Annotated in this window: 23 protein-coding genes; 5 read left to right on the plus strand and 18 right to left on the minus strand. The window is 36.6% G+C overall.

Annotated elements, in window-relative coordinates:
* Positions 1–2: 2 nt before the first annotated feature.
* Complete coding sequence (locus tag GYV61_RS09895) at positions 3–95, plus strand: IS3 family transposase (RefSeq protein ID WP_420870818.1); 93 nt, start codon at positions 3–5, stop codon at positions 93–95.
* A gap of 69 nt (positions 96–164) precedes the next feature.
* Here GYV61_RS09895 and pgsA read toward each other — a convergent pair whose 3' ends face one another.
* From pgsA to GYV61_RS06865, 9 genes are all read right to left on the minus strand, one after another.
* A complete protein-coding gene (gene pgsA / locus GYV61_RS06825; RefSeq protein ID WP_046324592.1) occupies positions 165–725 on the minus strand; it encodes a CDP-diacylglycerol--glycerol-3-phosphate 3-phosphatidyltransferase in 561 nt (186 codons plus the stop codon).
* 27 nt (positions 726–752) lie between these two features.
* Entirely contained in the window at positions 753–1,871 is a 1,119-nt protein-coding gene (locus GYV61_RS06830) for a helix-turn-helix domain-containing protein (RefSeq protein ID WP_174795270.1), read from the minus strand.
* Positions 1,872–1,936: 65 nt separating this feature from the next.
* Entirely contained in the window at positions 1,937–2,665 is a 729-nt protein-coding gene (gene ymfI / locus GYV61_RS06835) for an elongation factor P 5-aminopentanone reductase (RefSeq protein WP_174795271.1), read from the minus strand.
* Between the two features lie 171 nt (positions 2,666–2,836).
* Positions 2,837–5,287, minus strand: coding sequence for a DNA translocase FtsK (locus GYV61_RS06840; protein WP_174795272.1), 2,451 nt, complete (start codon positions 5,285–5,287; stop codon positions 2,837–2,839).
* A 19-nt stretch (positions 5,288–5,306) separates the two neighbouring features.
* Positions 5,307–5,699: a DUF1149 family protein gene (locus tag GYV61_RS06845; protein ID WP_046324588.1), complete on the minus strand. Its 393-nt coding sequence runs from the start codon at positions 5,697–5,699 to the stop codon at positions 5,307–5,309.
* Position 5,700: 1 nt separating this feature from the next.
* Entirely contained in the window at positions 5,701–6,258 is a 558-nt protein-coding gene (locus GYV61_RS06850; protein ID WP_046324587.1) for a tRNA (cytidine(34)-2'-O)-methyltransferase, read from the minus strand.
* Between the two features lie 42 nt (positions 6,259–6,300).
* Positions 6,301–7,512, minus strand: a complete 1,212-nt coding sequence (locus GYV61_RS06855) for an AI-2E family transporter (protein WP_174795273.1) — start codon at positions 7,510–7,512, stop codon at positions 6,301–6,303.
* A gap of 13 nt (positions 7,513–7,525) precedes the next feature.
* Positions 7,526–7,906, minus strand: a complete 381-nt coding sequence (locus tag GYV61_RS06860) for a PTS glucitol/sorbitol transporter subunit IIA (RefSeq protein ID WP_046324585.1) — start codon at positions 7,904–7,906, stop codon at positions 7,526–7,528.
* A gap of 80 nt (positions 7,907–7,986) precedes the next feature.
* The gene (locus GYV61_RS06865) at positions 7,987–10,743 is read right to left on the minus strand and encodes a cation-translocating P-type ATPase (protein WP_174795274.1); all 2,757 of its coding nucleotides are present in this window, start codon (positions 10,741–10,743) and stop codon (positions 7,987–7,989) included.
* Positions 10,744–10,908: 165 nt separating this feature from the next.
* Here GYV61_RS06865 and GYV61_RS06870 point away from each other — a divergent pair, with 165 nt between their 5' ends.
* Positions 10,909–11,943 carry a lactonase family protein gene (locus tag GYV61_RS06870; RefSeq protein ID WP_174795275.1) on the plus strand — a complete coding sequence of 345 codons (1,035 nt, stop codon included), beginning with the start codon at positions 10,909–10,911 and terminating at the stop codon, positions 11,941–11,943.
* Positions 11,944–12,008: 65 nt separating this feature from the next.
* Here the strand turns inward: GYV61_RS06870 and GYV61_RS06875 are convergent, their stop codons facing one another.
* From GYV61_RS06875 to yjbM, 3 genes are read right to left on the minus strand one after another with little or no spacing between them, the layout of a single operon-like run.
* Complete coding sequence (locus GYV61_RS06875; protein WP_174795276.1) at positions 12,009–12,893, minus strand: RluA family pseudouridine synthase; 885 nt, start codon at positions 12,891–12,893, stop codon at positions 12,009–12,011.
* Positions 12,880–13,686 (minus strand): NAD kinase, encoded by an 807-nt coding sequence (locus GYV61_RS06880; RefSeq protein ID WP_174795277.1) that lies wholly within the window; start codon positions 13,684–13,686, stop codon positions 12,880–12,882. The genes GYV61_RS06875 and GYV61_RS06880 overlap by 14 nt, the downstream gene beginning before the upstream one ends.
* Entirely contained in the window at positions 13,686–14,315 is a 630-nt protein-coding gene (gene yjbM / locus GYV61_RS06885) for a GTP diphosphokinase (RefSeq protein WP_046324580.1), read from the minus strand. Before yjbM ends, GYV61_RS06880 begins: the two co-directional genes overlap by 1 nt.
* A 338-nt stretch (positions 14,316–14,653) precedes the next feature.
* Between yjbM and GYV61_RS06890 the strand changes: the two genes are divergently transcribed.
* A complete protein-coding gene (locus GYV61_RS06890; RefSeq protein ID WP_174795278.1) occupies positions 14,654–15,277 on the plus strand; it encodes a CYTH domain-containing protein in 624 nt (207 codons plus the stop codon).
* A gap of 71 nt (positions 15,278–15,348) precedes the next feature.
* Positions 15,349–15,969 carry a DsbA family protein gene (locus GYV61_RS06895; protein ID WP_174795279.1) on the plus strand — a complete coding sequence of 207 codons (621 nt, stop codon included), beginning with the start codon at positions 15,349–15,351 and terminating at the stop codon, positions 15,967–15,969.
* Here GYV61_RS06895 and GYV61_RS06900 read toward each other — a convergent pair.
* The 6 genes from GYV61_RS06900 to GYV61_RS06925 form a co-directional block, all read right to left on the minus strand.
* Positions 15,955–16,797: a competence protein CoiA gene (locus tag GYV61_RS06900; RefSeq protein WP_110445838.1), complete on the minus strand. Its 843-nt coding sequence runs from the start codon at positions 16,795–16,797 to the stop codon at positions 15,955–15,957. The genes GYV61_RS06895 and GYV61_RS06900 overlap by 15 nt on opposite strands.
* Before the next feature lie 74 nt (positions 16,798–16,871).
* Positions 16,872–17,594, minus strand: a complete 723-nt coding sequence (locus GYV61_RS06905; RefSeq protein WP_174795280.1) for an adaptor protein MecA — start codon at positions 17,592–17,594, stop codon at positions 16,872–16,874.
* A gap of 106 nt (positions 17,595–17,700) precedes the next feature.
* Entirely contained in the window at positions 17,701–18,099 is a 399-nt protein-coding gene (gene spxA, locus GYV61_RS06910) for a transcriptional regulator SpxA (protein ID WP_046324575.1), read from the minus strand.
* Between the two features lie 195 nt (positions 18,100–18,294).
* Complete coding sequence (gene ptsP, locus GYV61_RS06915; protein WP_174795281.1) at positions 18,295–20,028, minus strand: phosphoenolpyruvate--protein phosphotransferase; 1,734 nt, start codon at positions 20,026–20,028, stop codon at positions 18,295–18,297.
* Positions 20,028–20,294, minus strand: coding sequence for a phosphocarrier protein HPr (locus tag GYV61_RS06920; protein WP_046324573.1), 267 nt, complete (start codon positions 20,292–20,294; stop codon positions 20,028–20,030). The genes ptsP and GYV61_RS06920 overlap by 1 nt, the downstream gene beginning before the upstream one ends.
* A 113-nt stretch (positions 20,295–20,407) precedes the next feature.
* Positions 20,408–20,590 (minus strand): hypothetical protein, encoded by a 183-nt coding sequence (locus tag GYV61_RS06925; protein ID WP_046324572.1) that lies wholly within the window; start codon positions 20,588–20,590, stop codon positions 20,408–20,410.
* A gap of 169 nt (positions 20,591–20,759) precedes the next feature.
* Between GYV61_RS06925 and GYV61_RS06930 the strand changes: the two genes are divergently transcribed.
* Positions 20,760–22,964: an ATP-dependent Clp protease ATP-binding subunit gene (locus tag GYV61_RS06930; RefSeq protein ID WP_122025825.1), complete on the plus strand. Its 2,205-nt coding sequence runs from the start codon at positions 20,760–20,762 to the stop codon at positions 22,962–22,964.
* Positions 22,965–23,067 lie beyond the last annotated feature (103 nt).

Below are 23,067 nucleotides of genomic sequence, written 5' to 3' on the forward strand. Positions count from 1 at the left end.
GGATCAAATACTACAATCAAGCTAGAATTAGGCACACGCTAAAAGGCCGCACCCCGATTGAATATCGGAATACGGCCTTAGCGAATATGAAATAATGTTAACGTCCAATTCTAGGGGTTAACTTCACTTGCAGTGCTTTTTAATAAAACTAAATTTTTCTTTAATTACATTGAACCTTCAAAGACATCCCATGAACTGTGGAAATAGTCCCAGCCAGAATAGATAGTAAAAATCAGTGCAATATAAAGTAAGATAGTGCCTATATGATAAAAGTCTCCAATTAGCAAAAAGATAATTGAAAGCATTTGACATGTCGTTTTGATTTTACCAGGCATAGCGGCAGCCATAACTTGTCCCTTATTCTCTGCCAAAATCAAACGCAATCCTGTTACTGCCAATTCACGGCAAACAATTATTGCTACAACCCAGGCCGGAGCAAGTTTTAAAGAAATTAACATTATAAATGCAGTCATAGTAAGCATTTTGTCAGCCAAAGGATCCGCAAATTTTCCAAAATTTGTAACCAAGTTGCGTGACCTAGCAATATGACCATCAAACCAATCGGTTGCAGAAGCAACTGCAAACACAATCGCAGCTATTACCAATCTCCAATATACAGTAGTGCCAGCAACTTTAAAACTGGCATCACCACCAAAAATAACAATTAGCATGAAAACCGGAATCAATAATATTCTAAAAACCGTTAACTTATTAGGCAAATTCATTCTTAACTTTTCCTCCAAAAATAATTACTATTTTTTATCATCATTTCCACTAGAGGAAGTACCTCCAGAATGGCCAGAATCATTACTGTGCTCAGTGTTATTTGATTGATTGTTATCATGATTCGATTGACCATTATTCTGGGAACTTTGATTATTTTGAGTATTTTGTTGACCATTATTTGTATTCGAACTTGCACCATTATTACCATTAGAATTATCAGTTTGACTATGCTGTTGATTTTGCTGGTTCGAATTACTATGTCCTGAATTATTATTCGTAGTTCCGGAATTATTTTGACCTTGATGTGGTTGATTGTTTTGACTATTTTGACTATTCCGCCGTTTGCCAATATAAAAGGTTAAAGAAAGACTCGAATTTTGAGCTGTATATGGTACTTTTCTGCCACCAATTGTTACTGATGTTCCTAGAGCGTTGCTAAATGTAACGACTACAGATTGAGCAGTTTCTGGAATTCTTAAAGTGTGTTTTTGACCAGCTGTTAAAGTCTGACCACTTTGAGTTACGCCATTCATTGCAATCGAAACTGTAGTTGCTTGATCACCGGCTCTAACAACTAAATTGCGGTTATTTTTAAGGCCGATAATCTGAAACTGATTCGCAGCCAATTCCTTAATCTTAACGCTCTTCTTTTTAATTTTCTTAACTTTGCGGTGTCGTTTACCACTATCCGAAGAAACAGAAACATCATTTGCTTCGTTGTTATTTTCATTGCGACTAGAAGAAAAATGAGCAAATACAACGTAGCATACCAAAATTACTGCAACTATCCCCAAACCGACAATGATTCGTGGCAGGTAATCCTGCCAAATCTTTTTCTTATTACTGGTGGTTTTACGTACTTCCTCACTTTTATTGTCAATCGAGTCTTCGACAAATTCTTCAGGTTCGGCTTTAGGTATGTCTTCGTGGTATTCACTTAGCAACTTTTTGCCATCTAAACCAACTATCTGTGCATATTGTCTAATAAAGGCTCTAACGTAAAAATCACCAGGAAGTTTATCAAAATCGTTTTGCTCGATTGCAGTCAGATATCTACCTTGAATCTTGGTTGTTTTTTCAATGTCTTCAATTGAAAGTCCCTTAGCCTCTCTGGCACTGCGTAATTTATCTCCGATATCTGCCATAGTTACCTCTTCAAATTCTAAATTTACTCTTTGAGTATAACATATACTACATATAATTATTACATTTAAATAAGCCAGCCGCCACTAACATAAATGGTCTGACCAGTTAGATACCCTGACTGAACGTCAAGTAAAGTTTTAACCCAATAAGAAATGTCCTTACCCTCTGCTAAACGACCAACAGGTATTTCACCCTTAACTTCTTCCATCGTTTCAGGGCCAAGCACGGAATTCATTGCTGTATTGACAGCACCGGGTGCAACAACATTAACCGTCAGATTAGCTGAAGCAACTTCGCGGGCATATGCTTGTGCAAACCCTTCAAGACCTGATTTGGAAGAACTGTATGCCGCTTCCATAGCACTACCTGAGCCACCGTAAACAGATCCTAAATAAACAATACGACTATAATCATTTTTTATCAAATGAGGTTCAAATAGTCCTGTCAACTTAATTGGGGTAACCAAGTTTATGCGCATAATCTCATCAATTTTGGCCGTATCTTGACTACTAACAAAATTATAATCGGTAATTCCCTGGGCAAATACCACAGCGTTAACTGGCAGTAAATTATTAACAAATTCTTTTAAATCATTATTTTCAGCCAGAAAATCTAATTTGATGGGAATAAAATCCTGCTGAGGATATTTTTGACTCATTCCTTGAGCCAAAGAATAAGCTTTTCGCCAATTTTGACTGCAATGAATGTAAAGAGACCAACCAGCATTAGCCAACTCAACACAAATAGCTTGACCAATGCCACCTGTAGCACCAAATACAAGAGCTCGCTGCAATTAAAACATTCCTTTTATTCTATTTTTTCTTTAAATATTGAAAATGATCTTTAATAACTGAACTAATCTTCTTGAGAATAGCTCAGTTATGTATTCACATTCAATTTTATTTTACCATTATTTTTTCACAAATTTGAACTAATAAAACGACATGATAAACTTTCTTAAAAATTAGCTCTTATCTCCCTCTTTTTTAGGCGGTAATAAAACTTGGCGAGGCTTTGAACCTTCAGATGGGCCCACAATACCTTTTTCTTCCATTTCATCAACAATCCTAGCTGCACGATTATAACCAATACGAAATCTTCTTTGTAAGAGTGATACACTGGCCGTTTGTTGTTGCCTTACTAAATCCACTGCTTGATCATAGAATTCATCTTTTGGCTCATCATCTTTATTTTCAGAATTCTCTTGGCCTTTTTGTGGAATCATACCTTTATCATATTCGGGTTTCTGCTGTTTTTTTACCCAGGAAATGATATTTTCAACCTCATGTGACGAAACATAGGCACCCTGAATACGTTCAGGCTTTGAAGCACCAACAGGCATATATAGCATATCGCCGCGGCCAAGTAATTTTTCGGCTCCAGTTTGATCTAAAATAGTCCGTGAATCAATACCACTCGAAACAGCAAAAGAAATTCGTGAAGGAACATTTGCTTTAATCAGGCCGGTTATAACATCAACACTTGGTCTTTGAGTGGCCAAAATCATGTGAATACCAGCTGCCCGAGCCATCTGGCCCAAACGGACAATTGCTCCTTCAACATCACGTCCGCCAACCATCATTAAGTCACTAAGTTCATCAACTACCACTAAGATATATGGTAACGGCTTCATTGCCGGTTTTGATTTATCTTGGTTATTCAGCCGCACCTTTTCGTTAAATTCACTCATGTTACGGGCTCCACTTGCAGCGAACAGTTTATAGCGGCGTTCCATTTCTTTAACGGCTTTACTCAAAGCATTTGCAGCCAATTTTGCATCAGTAACTACCGGTATCAACAAATGAGGCACACCATTATAAACAGAAAGCTCCACCATCTTTGGGTCTATCAAGATTAACTTGACCTGATCCGGCAATGCTTTCATTAAAATACTGGTTAAAATTGTATTAATGGCTACAGATTTACCCGAACCGGTTGATCCAGCAATCAAAAGATGAGGCATTTTAGTCAAATTAGCCGAAATAGTTTGTCCACTGACGTCCTTACCCAAAGGAACCTGCATAGGATCTTTTTTGGCTCTGATATCTTGATTTTGCATTACATCTTTAAAAGCAACTACTGAAGTGTTCTTATTAGGCACCTCTATTCCAATATATGGTTTCCCTGGGATTGGTGCTTCTATTCTAATATCCTTTGCAGCCAGAGCAAGAGCTAAATCGTCAGCGAGATTAACAATGCGACTGACTTTAACACCAACAGCCGGTTGAACCTCATAGCGCGTAATAGTTGGACCCAGTATCGCCTTTTTGATAATAACGTTAACGCCAAAACTCTTGAAAGTAGATTGTAACGTCTGAGTATTTTTGCGAATAAGAGCTTTATCAGTACTTTGGTCAATATTTTTAATATTATCAAGTAATGTTAAGGGCGGTTTTTGATAATCCGGACTAACTTTTTGATTTGATTTTAATTCCCCGTGATCTACTGCTCCTAATTCTTCCTTAATCTTTTTATCTTCTTCAACAAAAGAATGTGATTTAGGTAATGATGAAACAGAAGAATCGTTTTGCTGCGCTTTAGCGTTATTGTTTTGACTTGCAACTTGAATTTGCGGCTCAACAGGAGCGTGTTCCGGAATATCACCGTATTCTGCTTTTTCAGATGGAAAATCAGTTACTTCGTTTTGATCTATGTTACTTTCAGAAGAGTTATCATCCACAGTAAAATCATCCACGTCTGGAAAAACTGGAGCTTTTGTACCCACTGAATTGGAATCTTCCTGATTATGCAACTGGTTTTTTCTCTGCTCACGTTGCTCTTTGAAAGAGCCGTATTTATCTTTGATTTTGCTACCAGCTGCTTTGTTTTTATTAATAAAAAGCTGACTAACAGACTGAAATTTTTTGATAATTGTTGAAAATTTAACATCAAAAAACATCAAAATACCACTCGGTATCAATAAAATTGCAATTACCCGCAGTCCTATATGACCAAGTAAGGGGTAAAAAATCTGATAGCATAAGGCGCCTATGACGCCACCACCGATATTTTTGGTAACAGCCATGCGACCGAATTCAGCTGAAATTTCATGCCAAAAGACATTCATAAAAGCATTATTAACGAATTCCCGTTCAAAATAAATACTGCTTTGAATTAATAAAATTCCCAAAATAGCAAAAAATAGTCCACAACTGCGTTTGAAGTTAAAGTGCATCGGCTTATTATAAATCAACATAACCAAGCCGAAAACTATGCAAATACCAGCTGCGAGCAAATAGGAATCTCCAAAGACCAGGCGAAAAGTATTTGCTACTTGTTTACCCAGGATTCCAAATTTGGCAAATGCTAAAGCAGAGATAACAATTTGTAAAAGTCCGACAATTGCCCATGTAATTCCAGTATTCTGATTCTTCTTTCGAGCCTTTGTGGTTTTTCTCCTTTTCTTTTTTGGCATGATACTACCTAATTAACAACTAAAAATTAGCTTGGAAGTTCAAGTTGACTGGTTTATCCAGTGTAATTTGAGTAACTTGATAAGTTAATGTTTCAATATACTCAACTAAAGGTCTACTAAGCAATTTGTAATCAGCCTTACTAAGATCACTGCCATCACCAAAATAATTTTTGATCTGAACGATTTGGCTAATCATCCCACTTACTGAGAATTCTCCGGGAGCAGGTGCCACGTCAAAAATGATGGTGATGTCAAAATAATTACCATCTACCCCTGCATCTGTTGTGCCATCATCATTTTGTTTTTCAACTTTTTTAAGGCCAAAATTAACTTGATCTTTAGTTTCAGGTTCTTCATTAACATCATAGTGAAAATTTTTTACTATCACCGGTGTTTCTTTTTCAAAATCCATTTTAATTTCCTCCCAAATTTCTTTCATAGCGTTCAGGACGATTGTAGTTATCTTTTAACTTGTCATTTTCGTAATGATGAGAAGTTTCCAGCATAGGAAAACCTTGTTGACGTAATGCTTCAAGCAAAACTATTGCCACTGAATTAGCTAAATTGTAACAACGAATATTATTTGACATAGGTATGCGCAAATTACGTTCGTAATATTCTCGCATAAAAGTTTCAGGTAAGCCAGTAGTTTCCTTACCAAATACGAAGTAGTAATTTTTAGAAGAATCCGTGTAATCTACCTCAGCATAATTTTTGGAAGAAAACTTAGAAATAAGATAAAGCTCATCCTGTGGTCCCAACTGCTTCAAAAAGGCATTAAGATCATCATGAAGCCGCACATCAACTTTATCCCAATAATCAAGCCCAGCTCGTTTCATTTTTTTATTATCAATTTGAAAACCTAAGGGCTCAATTAAGTCAAGAACTGTATTAGTACCAGCACAAGTGCGAGCAATATTTCCCGTGTTTGCTGGCATTAATGGTTCGTATAACACTACATGATTTGTCAATCTTTTTTCTCCTTCAACATCAAACTTCTAAACAAACTAATCTTATTCCTTATTTTTTAAATCAGCATTTTCGCCATTTTGCGCAGCAATTTGAGTAGTTTCTTCGCCTTCATCTTCTCTAAAAACTTGGGAAACATTACGGTAATAATTATAAACACGTAAAATGATAATTTTTAAGATTGCATAAATAGGAATACCAAAAATGACACCCCAAAGTCCCCAAACTGCACTAGAACCAATTAACAATAAGATTGTAGTTACCGGATGCATTTCCATCTTATTACCCATTACGAGAGGACTGATAATTCTTGATTCAATTGTTTGCTCGATTGCAAACACAATCAGAACTTTAATGACCATTGGAACTGAAAGCATGATCGCAATTACAATTGCAGGAATAAAGGAAATAAACGTACCAAAATATGGGATCAGGTTAAGTAAACCACTTAAAACAGCAAGTGCAATGCCATACGGTAAGCCTACTATACTATAACCAATGGCAAACATAATTCCTACCCAAAAGGCAACTGTGATTTGACCCCTGATATACGAAGCTAAAGCGGTGTTAATATCATAGAGCAGTTCACCAAAACTCTTTTGCCAGCGCTTAGGCGCAAATTGGGTTAAATAGGGCCGCAAATTATGGGCATCTTTTAACATAAAGAAGAGAATAAACGGTGCCGTAAGTAAAGTCATAACAATAATAGTTACTACACTGATCGCCGAAGAAATGTTGCTCAGAGCGGCATTTATGGCTTCATGACCTGATTTAAAAAGCATATCCTGCGCGCGATTAATAGCATCGTTAATATTGCCTTTTACACTGTGAAACTGCGGCTTGCTCAGTGCTTCTTGCACAGCACTACTTGCATCCTTCCAGATATGCGGCCAATGTGCAATTAATGAATTAATTTGACTTTGAACAATTGGCAATAAAGTATTAACAATCCACACCAGTAAAATTGCCACAAGAAGAAATAGTCCCAAGATCGTAACCAGTCTTGGCACTTTGAATTTCCGCTCTAAAATGTCTACCAGCGGATTCATGATATAAAATTGAATTAAAGCAAGCATTAGTGGTGGCAAGATTGCACTTACAAACACTTTAGCAGGATTTAAGACAAACGAAATTTTGTTGAACAACCAGATTACAAGGAAGAACAACAAAATGTTTAGTAATGCAATACTAAAGCGGTTATTCAAAAACCATTTTTGAAAAATGGTTCTTTTTTTATGTTTTTTCTCTACTTCCATCAAATCATCCTAATCAAATATGTTCGTAAATTATATCATCGCCAACGTTAAATTCAGGCAGAGTTTGCTTGTCACCTAATGTAAGATATACAGCATTTGCCAAGGGATTTTTAGACTTTTGCTGATTAAAGAAAAGTGTGGCATGTCCTAATGCCCTCATATCACTGACAACCATGGCGCCAACGTAATCAGCTACATATGTTTGACCATCAATTGTAATTGTGTCCCCTTTTTTCAAAGTAAAACCAGTAAGCGGCGAATCAGGGTCAAATTTTTGAATAATTGAAACTTCTACCAGTTCAGCTGTAACATTTTCACCAAATAAAATTACCATATTGCTCTTAGGCTCTATAGCTTGTTTACCAATTTTTGTAATAGTTGCTGTCCACTTCATAATTTGTTCTCCTTAAGCTTTAATTTTAGCATAACAAAAACCGCTTAACTAATATATAAGCGGTTTTATTTGTTACTTCTTTATTTCTGATGGTAAAGGAGCCATTTTTTAATTTCATCAATTATCACTAATGGGATCGGCAAGCAGAACAGGAATAACCAGTCAACTGGCAATAATCTCGTCGTATTAAATAATTGTTGCAATCCTGGAGTTACAGTTAAAGCCAAAAATAGCAGTATTTCAAAGATAATGCCATACCAGATATTGCGGTTACTAAAGATGCCTTTCTTGAATAACGAAACTTTGTTTGTTCTACAATTCAAAACATTTGCAATCTGAGTAAAAATGATTGCTCCCAAGACCATTGTGGTTGCACGCATGTATACCGGGCCGTTAGCAGCTAAAGGTACGTGAGGCCAACCATTTTGGAAATTAACGAAGAAGTATGCTGCAATCGAAATAGCACTGGAAATGAGGCCGTACCATAAAAATGCTTTGATAATTACACTTCTATTAAGCAAGTGCTCATTGCGTTTACGTGGTGCCTGTTTCATAACATCCGGATCAACTGCTTCTCCACCAAGTCCTAATGCTGGCAACATATCCGTTCCCAAATCGACTGTCAAAATCTGCATAACCGTCATTGGCAAAGGAATCATCCCTCCTGAAAACAGGAATAAAATTGAAGGAAAGGCTTCCGGTACATTTGAAGTTAGGATATAAGTCAAAAACTTACGAATATTGCTATATACTGCCCGTCCTTCTTCAATTGCAGCTACAATTGAAGCAAAATTATCATCGGTCAATATAATATTTGCAGCATCCTTTGCCACGTCTGTGCCAGTGAGACCCATTGCGATACCGATATCAGCTTGTTTCAGTGCAGGGGCATCATTAACTCCATCACCGGTAGAGGCAACAATTTCACCGTTTTCCTGCAAGGTCTTAACAACCTTATATTTTTGCTCAGGAGCTACCCGGGCGAAAATCACTTCTCCTTTTAGCGCTTCTCGCAAATCTGCATCACTCATATCCTCGAGCTCATCACCAGATATGACCCGCGCCTTGTCTGAGGTCAAACCAATTTGGACAGCCACTGACTTAGCCGTTAGCTTAGAGTCACCGGTAACCATAATAATCTTAATCTTGGCTTGATGACACCGTTTAACAGCATTATAAATTTCAGGACGAGGAGGATCGCTCATCGTAGTCAAGCCGACGAATATCAAGTGCTGTTCAGCCGTTTCGATCGTTAACTTAGTAACGTCAGTATTTTCTTTTTCAACAATGCGGTAAGCCATTGCCATACTGCGGAAACCCTTGGCAGCATATTCAGCATTGTATTTTTCAGCACGCTTTTTATCATCTTCAGTCATAGAGCGAACCTTACCGTCAACTTGAATCTGATCACATTGCTTAATTACGTCACTGAAAGACCCCTTAGTAAAAATAATATACTGACTGTCATTCCAGCGATGAATAGTTGACATGCGTTTACGATTAGAGTCAAAAGGCAATTCACGTAAACGAGGATATTTAACCAGAACTTTCTGACGATCAAAGCCTGCTTTTTCAGCCATAATAATTAAACAAGCTTCAGTTGGGGTTCCCAAAATTTTGGGTTTACCCCCTTTGACTTTGCTGGGTTGAACCGCAGTATCATTATCTAAAGAAGCTATCTGCACCAGCTTATGCAAGTCAGGATTTTCTTCGTACCATAACTGCTTATTATACAGTTCAATTTGACCATTATTAACATAGCCATTACCCGTAACCGTATATTCATTTTGCGGCGTCCAAATGTAATGAATAGTCATCTGATTCTGAGTTAAAGTACCAGTTTTATCTGAACAAATAACTGTGGTTTCGCCTAAAGTTTCTACCGAATTCAATTCTTTAACTAAGGCATGCTTTTTAGCCATGCGCTTAACTCCTTGAGCTAAGCTTAAAGTAACAGTTGGAAGCAATCCTTCAGGAATAAAGGCAACAATCATACCTAACGCAAAGATAAAGGCCTTGGCAAAAGGATATTTGACGAAAAAGATTGCCGCAATTAAGAACAAAACACCAATTGAAACTGCAATTATTGATAATTGTTTCGTCAGCCGATCTAATTCTTGAGTCAATGGGCTATCAACCTTATTTTGCTTTTGTGTCAGTTGCGCAATTTTACCAAATTCAGTATTCATCCCTGTGGCAAAAGCGATAGCACGAGCAGTACCAGATCCAACTGTTGTTCCAGAATAAACCAAGTCTGCTTCCGCATAACTGCCTTCACCTGGAGCGTATTCTGTAGTTTTTGATTCTGGCACAGATTCACCATTTAACGCACTTTGATCAACCTGCATAGAACTGGCAGTAATCAGCCTGGCATCAGCTGGAATGGCATTGCCGGCCTGAAGAATAAAAACATCTCCCGGAACCAGTTCTTTGGCATCAATCTGTGTTTTTTTACCATCACGGATTGCTTGAACATAAGTAGGCAACATATTATTCAAAGCATCTGTCGCTCTTTTGGCAGCTCTTTCCTGCCAAAAACTGAACAATCCGTTAATGATATTGACCAGCCAAATAGCAATTCCTAATTCAAGCGTCCCACTAAACATGGCTACGGCACCTGAGATCCACAATAAAATTGCCATCATACTAATGAAATTTTTGAAGAAAGTTTTCCACTCGGATTCTTCCTCAGATTTTTTAATTTCGTTACGACCATATTTTGCCAATCTTGCGGTTGCTTCTGCAGAAGTTAAACCTGCCGAAGATGAGTGAAGATTAGTATAAACTTCAGAAATATCATTCTTAGCGTAAAGCTCTCGAATTTTATTTTCTTCCATTTCCAACATACCTCTTGTTTAAATTTTTTGTTTTTATACTAATAAAACCGACACCATACTTTACCACTTTTTAAAATGATAAAGTCACTCAATATTTTTACAATTGCGTGTCATGCTATACTAATTATTGAGACAATTATAAATGAAATTGGAGGCTTTTCAAGCATGAAATTATTAATTGGCGGATACACCAAAAAAAAGTCAACGGGAATTTATGAGCTGCCGCTTACTCCGGCTGCTAATGGCGTAGAAATGCAAATGGGACCAGCAAAAGAAGTAATCCAAGTTGGTGGACCTACTTATTTTGTTCAAGATGGCAACCTCATTTTTACAATTAACAATGCTGGAGAAAAAGGTGGAATCAGTTCTTTCGAGTTAGTTAATGGCAAATATTCAGAAAAGGACTCTTATTTAACCCCAGGTTCTTCGCCAGCCTATATTGGAATTAACCGCGAAAAAAAACTATTATACACTGCAAATTATCATACAGCTGTACTCAGTGTATTTTCGTATGATGATGAGGGTAAACTGACCTTTTTAGATTCCGTAACTCACACGGCAGATACTCTTGGTCCCTGTCCAGAACAAGCTGATGGCCCTCATCCCCACTTTTTCGATCAAACACCACAAGGCAATTTAGTGAGTTGTGATCTGGGTAACGACAGTGTTGATTTTTACAGCTTCAAAAATAATAAGCTGAAGCACCTGGCTAAATATCAAAACGAGCCAGGTTTTGGAACACGCCATATTGTATTTAGTCCTGATGGTAATTATTTTTATGTTGTCGGTGAGCTTTCAAGTAAAATTAACTTAGTTAAGTTAGATGAAGCCCACTGGAATTTTAAAAATATTGCTACTTATTCAACCATTCCTGATGATTTTTCTGACCACAACGGCGCAGCTGCCATAAAAATTAGCCATGATGGTAAATTTATTTACACTTCCAATCGCGGTCATGATACCATCACTGTTTTTGCAGTTAATGATGATCATACCTTGCAACTACGTCAAAGAATTTCAACTTTTGGTGAATTTCCTCGTGATTTTAACTGGGACAAAGATGAAAAATATGTGGTAGCAACCAACCAAAATTCAGATAATGCCACTTTATATACACGAGATGCTGAAAATGGTTGTTTGACACCAGTTCAAAAAAATATTTTTGTTCCCGAAGGTACTCGCGTACTTTTTAGTGAATAAATTTTGTAAAACAAATAAAAGAGTTGTCTAACGCAAGACAACTCTTTTATTTCTCTACAGATCTATTAAAGGCTATGCCATAATTTTTGCATATCCGGTGCATCAGGTATTTCAATACTAGTATGCTGGTCTTTAGTAAATGGATCGGGAAAACCCAAATAAAAGCAATTGAGTGCCTGGCGCTTAAACTCATCATTAATGCCATATAGAGGATCACCAAATAAAGGATGACCCAAATATTGCATATGTATGCGAATCTGGTGAGTTCGACCTGTATATAGGCGCAGTTCTACTAAACTGGCTCCGCTTTTTTGAGCAATCACTTTATAAGCAGTTTTAGCATTCTTGCCAGTGGAATCAATGCTGCGCACAATTGAGGTCCCTTTGCGGCCAATAGGCTGATCTATCACTCCTATCAATTCTTCAGGAGCAAAATTGCCATGAACTATTGCATGATATTTTTTAATAAATTGAGTTTTATCGATCTGACTAAAACGAGCATGAGCAATAGCATTTTTCCCAACCAGAACCAATCCGGAAGTATCGCGATCGAGTCGCGTCACTATGTGCGGTTTAACGTCAACTTCTTCTTTACTGTTAAAATAACCTAAAACTTGGTTAACTAAAGCATCGTCATCATAACGAGATGGAATTGACAAAATGCCAGCTGGTTTATTCACCACCAAATAATTTTCAGTTTCCCGTATGACTGCTAGCGGCTTCTTTGAGGGGACTAGCCAGGGATTGGTCTTCTCTTTTCCCGGAATAAAGATTACTTCATCCCCTTGATGCAACAGGTAGTTGGTGAAACGCCTTCTATGATTTACTAAAAGCATCCCACCGGAATTTTTAGCATTATTCACTGCTCTTTTTGAAAAACCGCTTCGCAGTAAAAAAGCTCCTAATTTCTTGGGAACTTTGTCTTGTACAATTACTTTAAATAGTGTCATCTTTATCTCCAATAAAGGCGCTCTGAACACGAGACCAAAAATGAGTATGCCCAAAGCGATCAAAATGAATTTCCTTACTAGAAATACGATACTCAATTTGTTTAGCATTGCGGACATTAATGCGGTGACCATCAACAGTCAAAACGCAGTGATCAGCATTTGGTATGATAGTAATCCATTGCTCTGGTGCCAGCACTATTGGCGAAGATAGTGATCTGAAAATTCGGTTATTAATTGAGGCAATTTCTGCCATTTGCAAGGCTTTAAGTCTTGGGTGAATCACTGCACCACCAAGTGATTTATTATAACCGGTTGAACCAGTAGGAGTTGATATACATAAGCCATCTCCCCGAAAATTTTCAAACAATTGATCATCAATATAGACTTTTGCTTCTAATGTATGCGATACCCGTTTGACTGCAGATTCATTTAAGGCCAAAAAATGTTTCTTTTCATTCGCTTCGGTTAAAAGTTCTACTTCTAAAAGCGGATAATTGGCAGATTCTGGCTCTCTTAAAAGTAATGCATCTACCATTTTATCAACTTCTGGACCACGCCAATCAGTGTAAAAACCTAAGTGCCCAGTGTGGATACCAATAAAGCGAATAGAACTGATCTGGTTTTCATAACGGTGAAAAGCATTGATTAAAGTACCATCGCCTCCGACAGTAATGACAACATCGGGGTATTTAGCATCAAAAACAACGCCTGCTTTAGCTTCCAACAGTTTTCGCAAGTGCGCCACAACTTTTAGCGTTTCGGGATTGGTGTTATGGGCAATTGTAATTCTCATTATTTTTCCTTACCCTTGTTTTTGGTAAAAACCTTTTGAGCTTCCTGCACTTCATCTTTTATTAAAGACATTTCTTCATCAAGTTTATATGCTGTTTCTGCAGTGGATTTTAGTCTTTGGGAAATATCTTTTGGATAAGAACCTTGATATTTATAATTAAGAGTGTGTTCAACAGTAGCCCAAAAGTTCATAGCTAAAGTTCTGATTTGAATTTCAGCCAGCAACTTTTTGGGACCATTTGGCAAATAAACAGTGTAAGAAATAACCATATGATAGGAGCGATAGCCTGAAGGTTTGGCGTTTTTAACATAATCACGTTCTTCAATGACTTCCATATCATCACGTGTATGTATTAAGTCTACCACCTTATAAATATCATCGACAAATTGACATACTATCCTAATACCTGCAATGTCCTGCATATCGGTTTCAATTACATCAAAACTGATTACACGCCTTTGCATTTTTTCTTTAATTGAGTCGACAGTTTTAACCCTGCCAACTACAAATTCTATCGGGGAATGTTCCCCTTTCGTTAAAAAACTTTGTCTTAAAGAACGAAATTTCACTTTCAATTCTCGGACGGCCTCTTCATAAGGCCATAAAAAATTATCCCAATCATTATTCATAGAAATAACCCTTTCTCAAACAGCATATCCATTTTAACATAAATTATATGATAGCAATTTCATATGGCTAATAGCTTTAATAAAAGAAGCCGTTTTTTTCTATACAGCATATATAATCCCTTATTTGATACAGTTTTTTCTTGCATATTAAAGCTTTTAAGATTATGATAAATTTATTAATTTCAGTATAGCCTATACTTTGATAGTTTTGTTTTCTATTTTATATTTAAGCAGAAACAGCAATTTTGACAATATGTCAATAAAAAAACTATACTTTCTTAATTAGTAGCATGGAATAAAAAGTAAATTCTATCACTGAAATTGGATGGGGAATTATTATGTCGAAGAATAATGAAATTGAAGCAAAAATTATCCTGCCAAAGACAATCTATCACAAACTTTGCCAGGATTTTGCTGCAAAAAGCTGTTTTAAACAGGAAAATTATTATTTTGATACCAAAGATGGTTTGCTAAAGCAAAATCATATCAGTTGTCGCATTCGTCTTTTTGCTGATCATGCAGAGCAAACACTCAAAGTTCCCAATAATGATCCCGTGCAGCAACAGTTTCATGAAGCAATAGAAATTAATGACGAACTAAAACTAGCTGAAGCTAAAGCAATGGTTAAAAATGGCAGCAAAAATTTGCCAATTTCTTTTAAATATAGCGTAGGAGACTATCTGAACAAGCGCTTTTCAGACCACCTAATACTAAACTTGCAAACTTTTAGTAAAACTAAGCGCATTTTAGCAAATGGTCCTGAAAATTGTGAATTAACATTTGATGATAGTACCTATCCTGACAACTATGAGGACTTTGAAATAGAGATTGAAAATCCTCATCCCCAATTAATTGCCCAAGTTCTGTTAGACTTAAAAAAGAAATATCATTTTACGCAAAATTCTGCTAATACAAATCAAGCAAAAATTGCACGCGCTTACAAGCATCGTGATAAAATATAGTCTAATGAGTAAATTTCTAAAAAGGATAGATAATTAGATTTACAAATAATCAGTATTGGAGGAGTCTGATCATGTTCGAAATTTTTCTCTTTGTCAATCCCGTTGGCATTTACTGCTATAACACAGAAGTTTTAATTCAAGATGCAATCGCTGAGCTTAATATCAACTCTTCTTTTAACTTCGTTCCTATCATAAATACAAAAGTTATAAAAGAAGATATTATCAGAAGAAAAAAGAGCGGCCAAAGAATACTAGATATCCCGCAGTACACAATCGCTTCATTTCAAGCTTTACGCAATTACCATGCAATTAAGTTCGAATATGGCAACAAAAAGGCTCGAGCCTATCTAGTTGCTTTACAACAAGCTATCAGCGGTGATTTTAATAAATATTCTGAACAATTACCGCGAAAAATTGCTCAAGATTTAAATTTAAATTTTGATCGTATTACCGATCGCAGGATTGCTCCTTATGTAGATAATTCCATTCGCCAAGATAAGGAACTTGCCCATCAGTTTAATGTCTGTAACATTCCTACAACTATTATTTTTAATGAAAGCGGCAATTACAGTGGCGTAATGCTTGAAGGAATTTTGGCTCATGATAAGTTGATTCGACTTTTTAAAAATACTGGTTGTATTACCAGGGAAGACAAAGATTATTATCCTGCTAGGCACTTACGCCTGATCTAAAAACTTACTTGCATTATCTGGCGAATTAATTTTACGAAAATTGCTAAATACCCAAGGCGGCAAATCATCAATGGTTTGCCGTCTTTTATATAAGTTATTTGCAATCTTCATGCCATTAAGACTTTTTTGCATAAGCTGCATTTTTAGATATTGTTTTTGCTTGGCCGAATCAATATGGTATTTCCGTAAAGCTGGCCTAAAGTGCCACAGTTTTTTTAGTCCCTTGGCATTTATAGTAAAATTCTGTTTCTGCCAATGAATTTTATTAGTCAGCGGCTCAAGCAAAACGTTATATTTCAAACTGATAACTAGCTTATCAGGATTAATTTCCAAATAATAATCATGCCAAGGTTTATTCCTTCGAAAAAAGATAAGTTGCGATTTTTTGATGTATTGTCCTAAAAAATGTCTCTTTCCCACTATCCAGATATCTTTCACGCCTATTTGCCGATATAAAAGATGACGATGACGAAATTCAGATTTGTTGAGCGGAGCACATTGAATTTCAAATGCTAAATTTGGGCTTGCTAAGATATCAGCGCGTAATTGACCATTAGCTAATTGAACTTCCATCTGTGCGTTAAAATGGGCTGCTCTTAAAGCTGTGGTCAATAAGCTTTTACTTTGTGCATGCTCTTTATTTTCTCCACTTAAATTAACTTCACTTGGTATATGCTTAAAATAAGGTGTTTTACTATTATTTATCAGCTGGACTTCTCGATAACACTGAGGACAAAAATATTGCCTTTTTATATTCTTTTCATTTTCACTTATCCGAGCTTCTGCTACAGCTAAAACTAAAACATTATTCAACAATGCCGCGTACATAATCATCACCTAATAATAAGTACGCAAAAGGGGCAGGATTTTACCTGCCCCCTTTTATTTTGCTATCTGGCATTTTAATTAATATCACTAAAATAATCTTGCAGCTTCTCTAAAGCTTCATGCGCTATCAAACATTTGCCATTAATGCGCACACGAGCCATTTCACTAGCTTTAACTTTAATACCATATTCATTTGCAATTGCCCATGCATCAGCTGGCCTTATTTCCAAGTAATCTTGATCAGTAAAGATTAACTCTAAGTAAAATTTACCGCGTTCAAAATAAAGACTGGAAGCCAAATCGTCTGCTTGAAGACTATCAGCCAGTTCAACTACCTGATTGAGGTCATTAAAACTATATGCCTGCTTTTTTTGCAGTTTCCAAAACTCTTTCTTCACCTTGGGGTGACCAGAAATTGCAGAACCAGTTGATTCGTCTTTATCGTTTTCATCTTCCTCAGGCTCTAAGTCGAGAAAAGACTTGCGAACATCATTCGTCTTTTTATTATTGTCAGTAAAACCATTATCAAATAACTGGGCCAGGTTATTCTGATCTTTGGCCGTAACTTTAGTGATGAGTAAATCAAGCCCACCATTATTAGGCATTACTTGAAAAGTAACAGGTGCATCTTGACTAAAAGAATGATCCGTATCAATTTCATCTAAAATTGAATAAAAGAAATGCTGGATTTTATTTTTATCACCCAGTAAATCCAAAACTTTAAGACCACGATTTGCTAATTCTTGTTTACCTATTCTCACGCGAATCGTATTTTTGTTTATATGATCTACTTGCATGAGTTCTCACCTCCATCAGATGCTTTGTTCTATTGTAGCGTACTTTACTCATAAAATAAAAGCGTTAGTTTAAAAAACCAACGCTTTTATTTTAAACTTACCTGATTTATAAGTCAGCTATCTTTTGCATTTCTTCAAGTTCGAGACGGCGTACCTTTCTAGGTAAAAAGCGCCTAATCTCATCTTCATTATATCCAACCTGTAAACGACGGTCATCCATAATAATGGGACGTCTCAACAAACTTGGATTCTTTTCTACCAGATCAAGCAATTGATCAATTGACATGTCATCCAGATTAACTTTAAGTTGCTGAAATGCTCTTGAACGAGTTGAAATAATTTCTTCGGTACCATTTTCAGTCATGCGCAAAATTTGCAACAATTCATCTTTTGTTAACGGTTCAGAAAAAATATTTCTTTCCTTAAAAGGAATGTCGTGCTTCTTTAACCAGGCCTTCGCTTTACGACAAGATGTACAGCTTGGAGAGATATATAAATTTACCATATATTTCACGCTCCCTTAATTAGTATCTATATAATTATATCATACTACTTCCTTTTTGTAAGTAGTTTTTTCAACTAATTTTATTATTATAGTATCTTTTAAACGTGAATATTCTGTGAACTTTTTATCAAGAAAAAATAAAGAAATAAAAAAGAATACATAATTTTTTGCTAATGTATCCTTTTTTTATTATTATTAGTTATTTACTTTCTTCATTAAGTCACTAACCAGTTTCTCATTTTCTTCAGCAGTTTCTGAAACATAACAAGCTTTATTGGCTAATTCCTTAATATCTGCAGTATTGAGCTTCTTCATTAAGCTTCTAATACGCAAAATTGAAGTAGCACTCATTGAGTACTCGTCTAAGCCCATTGAAAGCAAAATTGGAAACATGGTACTGTCTCCGGCAGCTTCGCCACACATGCCACACCAAATGTTGTTTTCATGTGCTGCATCAATCGTGTGCTTAATTAAACGCAAAACAGATGGGTTTGCCGGTTGATAAAGGTAAGAAACATTATCATTGCCCCTATCAGCGGCCATTGTATACTGAATTAAGTCATTAGTACCAATTGAGAAGAAATCAACTTCTTTGGCAAATTGATCAGCTAAAACTGCAGCAGCTGGAACTTCAATCATCATTCCCACTTCTAAGTTCGAACCAATCTTAACGCCTTTTGTAACTAACTTGTCTTTTTCTTCACCCAAAATTGCTTTAGCCTTGCGCAACTCATTCAGAGTACCAATCATTGGGAACATAATGCCTAACTTGCCATAAGCTGATGCACGCAATAAAGCACGAAGCTGTGTCCGGAAAATCTGTTCATTTTGCAGTGAGAGTCTAATGGCACGCACACCTAAGAATGGGTTCATTTCTTCTGGTAAATCCCAATAATCAAGGTGCTTGTCACCACCAATATCCATGGTTCTGATAATTACCTGCTTACCATGCATACCTTCAATGACTTTCTTATAGGCTTCAAATTGCTCATCCTCAGTTGGGAAGTCCTTTGAATCCATATATAAGAATTCGGTTCTGTAAAGACCAACAGCTTCAGCACCATTATCGTTTACACCCTTCATGTCATTTGGTGTACCAATATTAGCAGCAATTGTAAACTTTTTACCGTCTGCAGTAACTGAAGGCTCGTTCTTTAATTTTTCCCATTCAGCTTTTTGCTGCAAAAAGTCAGAACTCTTTTGTTGATATTCAGCAACTTGACTGTCAGTAGGCTTAACTACTACATCACCGCTTAGACCGTCAACAGCAATCGTGTCGCCGTTTTCAACGTCCTTGGTAATTGAATCAGTACCTACAACTGCTGGCAATTCAAGTGAACGTGCCATGATAGCAGAGTGTGCTGTTCTTCCGCCAATATCAGTAACAAAGCCCTTAACAAATTTTTTATTAAGTTGGGCAGTATCACTAGGAGTTAAATCATGAGCAACCACAATAACTTCGTGATCAATGGTAGCTGGGTTTGGTAATTCCTTACCCAGCAAGTGAGCCATAATTCTCTTAGAAACATCACGCACATCGGCTGCACGTTGCTGCATATATGTGTTATCAGTCATTCCTTCAAAAATACTGATAAACTTTTGTGCAGTTTCGTCAAGAGCAGCTTCACTGTTAACTTTTTGTTCCTTGATTTCGTTTTCAATGGCACCAGTAAATTCAGGATCGTTCAAGATCATAAGGTGAGCTTCAAAGACTTGAGCTTCGTCTTCACCTAAACTCTTCTTTGCACTATCACGAATTTTTTCAACTTCAGCAGTTGATACTGAAATTGCCTTCTTATAGCGTGCTAACTCACTTTCAACGTCGCTAACTGTAGATTTTGAAAATGAAAGATCAGGTTCAACCAAGAGATAAGCTGGTGCTACAGCAATACCATCACTAGCAGCAATTCCTTTTAATGTCTTGGTCATTATTCAGCTAAGCCCTCTTTTTTCATAGTCTCTGAAATAGCGTTAATTGCATCTTTTTCGTCGTCGCCACTAGCACTGATAGTAACATCAGCATTTTTGCCAACACCAAGTGACATAACACCCATAATTGACTTTAAATTAACTGACTTACCATTGTATTCCAAATTGATATCTGAACCAAATTTAGAAGCAGCTTGTACTAGCAATGTAGCTGGACGAGCATGAATACCTGTTTCTGCAACAACATGAAAATCGCGTTTTTCCATTATATATATCTCCTTTGAATTCAAAAAATCAAACCGGTAATAAATACCTATTCGCCTACTTAGACTATCATTTTTTTGTGAATTAGACAACATAAATGTAACAGTTTACATCATTAAACTTCAGATTTTGATTTTGAGTAAATTATTTTACCACCTCGCAATGCTTTCCCTGTAATATTTTGCCTTTTTTCAAAAGACCTCAATGCTGCTTGAAATTCAAAAGCATTTTTTGGCTCAACTTCATAGTGATCGAGTTCGCCATTCGCTAATTGCACCAGAATTTTTTGAAAATCCAAAATTATCACCACTTTTTAGTCAATCTTGTTTATGCAATCATCTGATCTTGCACCCATATTTTATCATATAAGCGTTACTTACAAATAATAAGATTCAGGTTTTAGCACTTGATTATTGCGAGTGCTAATTATATAATTTAGTAAACTGATATGAAAGGCGGTAATACAATTGCTTTGTCAAAACTGTCAAAAACGACCAGCTTCCATTCATCTTTTTGCGAAGGTTAACGGACAAAGTCGTGAAATTAATTTATGTGGACAATGTTATCAACAACTTAAACAACAAGGAAATATTAATATGAACAATGATAATAACGACTTCTTTGGTGATTTCAGCGACCTGTTTAATTACAACGGCAATGCGGGAAATCCAGGGGACCCCAGAATGGGCAATGGGAATCCAGGAAACGTCAATAACGGCAACAATGGTGCCGGGGGTGGACGCTCACTGCTTGATCAGTATGGAACCGATCTTACTGCTCTAGCAAGAAAAGGTAAAATCGACCCAGTTATTGGACGCGATAAAGAAATTGCTCGTGTCATTGAAATCTTGAATCGCAGAACAAAGAACAATCCTGTCCTAATCGGTGAAGCCGGTGTCGGTAAGACTGCTGTAGTTGAGGGCTTAGCCCAGCAAATTGTCGACGGTTCGGTCCCGGCCAAGCTGCAAGATAAAAGAATAATATCACTAAACGTAGTTTCTTTAGTTCAAGGTACAGGCATTCGGGGTCAATTTGAACAACGAATGCAGCAATTACTTAAAGAAGTACAAGGCCATGATGATATCATCCTCTTTATCGATGAAATTCACGAAATCGTTGGTGCAGGCAATGCCGAAGGTGGAATGGATGCAGGCAACATTATTAAACCCGCTCTTGCTCGTGGTGACCTGCAACTCGTTGGTGCTACCACATTAAAAGAATACCGGGAAATTGAAAAAGACTCTGCTCTGGCAAGAAGATTCCAGCCCGTTGATGTTAAAGAACCTTCTGTTGCAGAAACAATCCGTATTTTAAAGGGTATTCAAAAGCGCTACGAAGATTATCACCATGTTCATTATACTGATGATGCTATCAAGGCAGCAGCAGAATTATCTGAGCGCTACATTCAAGACCGCTTTTTACCTGATAAAGCCATTGACTTGTTAGATGAAGCAGGTTCAAGAATGAACCTGACAATTCCTTACGTCGACAAGGAAAAAATGAAGGAACGAATTGATGCGGCTCAGAAATTAAAACAAGAATCCCTCAAGAATGAAGATTATGAAAAAGCTGCATACTACCGTGACCAAATCGAAAAATATAACAAGATGAAGGATCAAAAGGTTGATCCGGACAAATCTCCTATTATTACCAGCAAGATCATGAACAAGATTGTTGAAGAAAAAACTGGCATCCCTGTTGGTGATTTACAAAAGCAAGAAGAAAACCAGTTGCAAAACTTGGCACCAAATCTTAAGGCACACGTTATTGGTCAAGATAAAGCAGTCGATAAATTGGCTCGTGCAATTCGGCGTAACCGTATTGGCTTTAATAAATCCGGCAGACCTATCGGCTCCTTCCTCTTTGTAGGACCGACCGGTGTAGGTAAAACTGAATTAGCTAAGCAATTGGCTCGGCAAATGTTTGGTTCAGAAAATGCCTTAATTCGCTTCGATATGTCAGAATATATGGAATCATATTCTGTTTCCAAGTTAATTGGTTCAGCACCTGGTTACGTCGGTTATGAAGAAGCCGGACAACTAACAGAACGAGTAAGACGTCATCCATACAGTTTGATTTTACTTGACGAAATTGAAAAAGCTGATCCAGCTGTTATGAATCTTTTCTTACAGATTTTAGATGATGGCCGCTTAACTGATTCTCAAGGTAGAACTGTATCATTCAAGGATACGATTATCATCATGACCTCTAATGCTGGTCAAGGCATTAAGAACACCAGTGTTGGTTTCACTGCTGAAAATTCTGCAGATCAACCAGATTCCGCCAGAAGTTCAATGAGTCAATTCTTTAAGCCAGAGTTTTTAAACCGGTTGGATGATGTGATTGAATTCAACGAACTGACTAAGGATGACTTAATAAAAATTGTTAATTTAATGCTTGACGATGTAAACAGCATGGTTAAAAACCAAGGAATGCAAATTAACGTTACCGAGGATGCTAAAAAGAAATTAGTTGATGAAGGATATAGTCCAGATATGGGCGCAAGACCATTGCGTAGAACCATTCAGGAAGAAATTGAAGATAAAGTTGCTGACTATAAACTTGATCATCCTGCAGTAAAGAATTTGCTGGCAAGTGTTTCTGAAGATAAGATTGTTATCAGTGAAGATGAGAACACTATTAATTCTGCAACTGACACAACTAATATTTAAAGACGTCATTTTTAAGCATGATTATTGCAAAATATAATAATCATGCTTTTTATTAAAGAAAAAAGTTTAGTTTAGTTGTATACTTAAATTAAAAAAAGAACTA

Origin of the sequence: Lactobacillus melliventris (assembly GCF_013346935.1) — a bacterium.
GTDB lineage: Bacteria > Bacillota > Bacilli > Lactobacillales > Lactobacillaceae > Lactobacillus.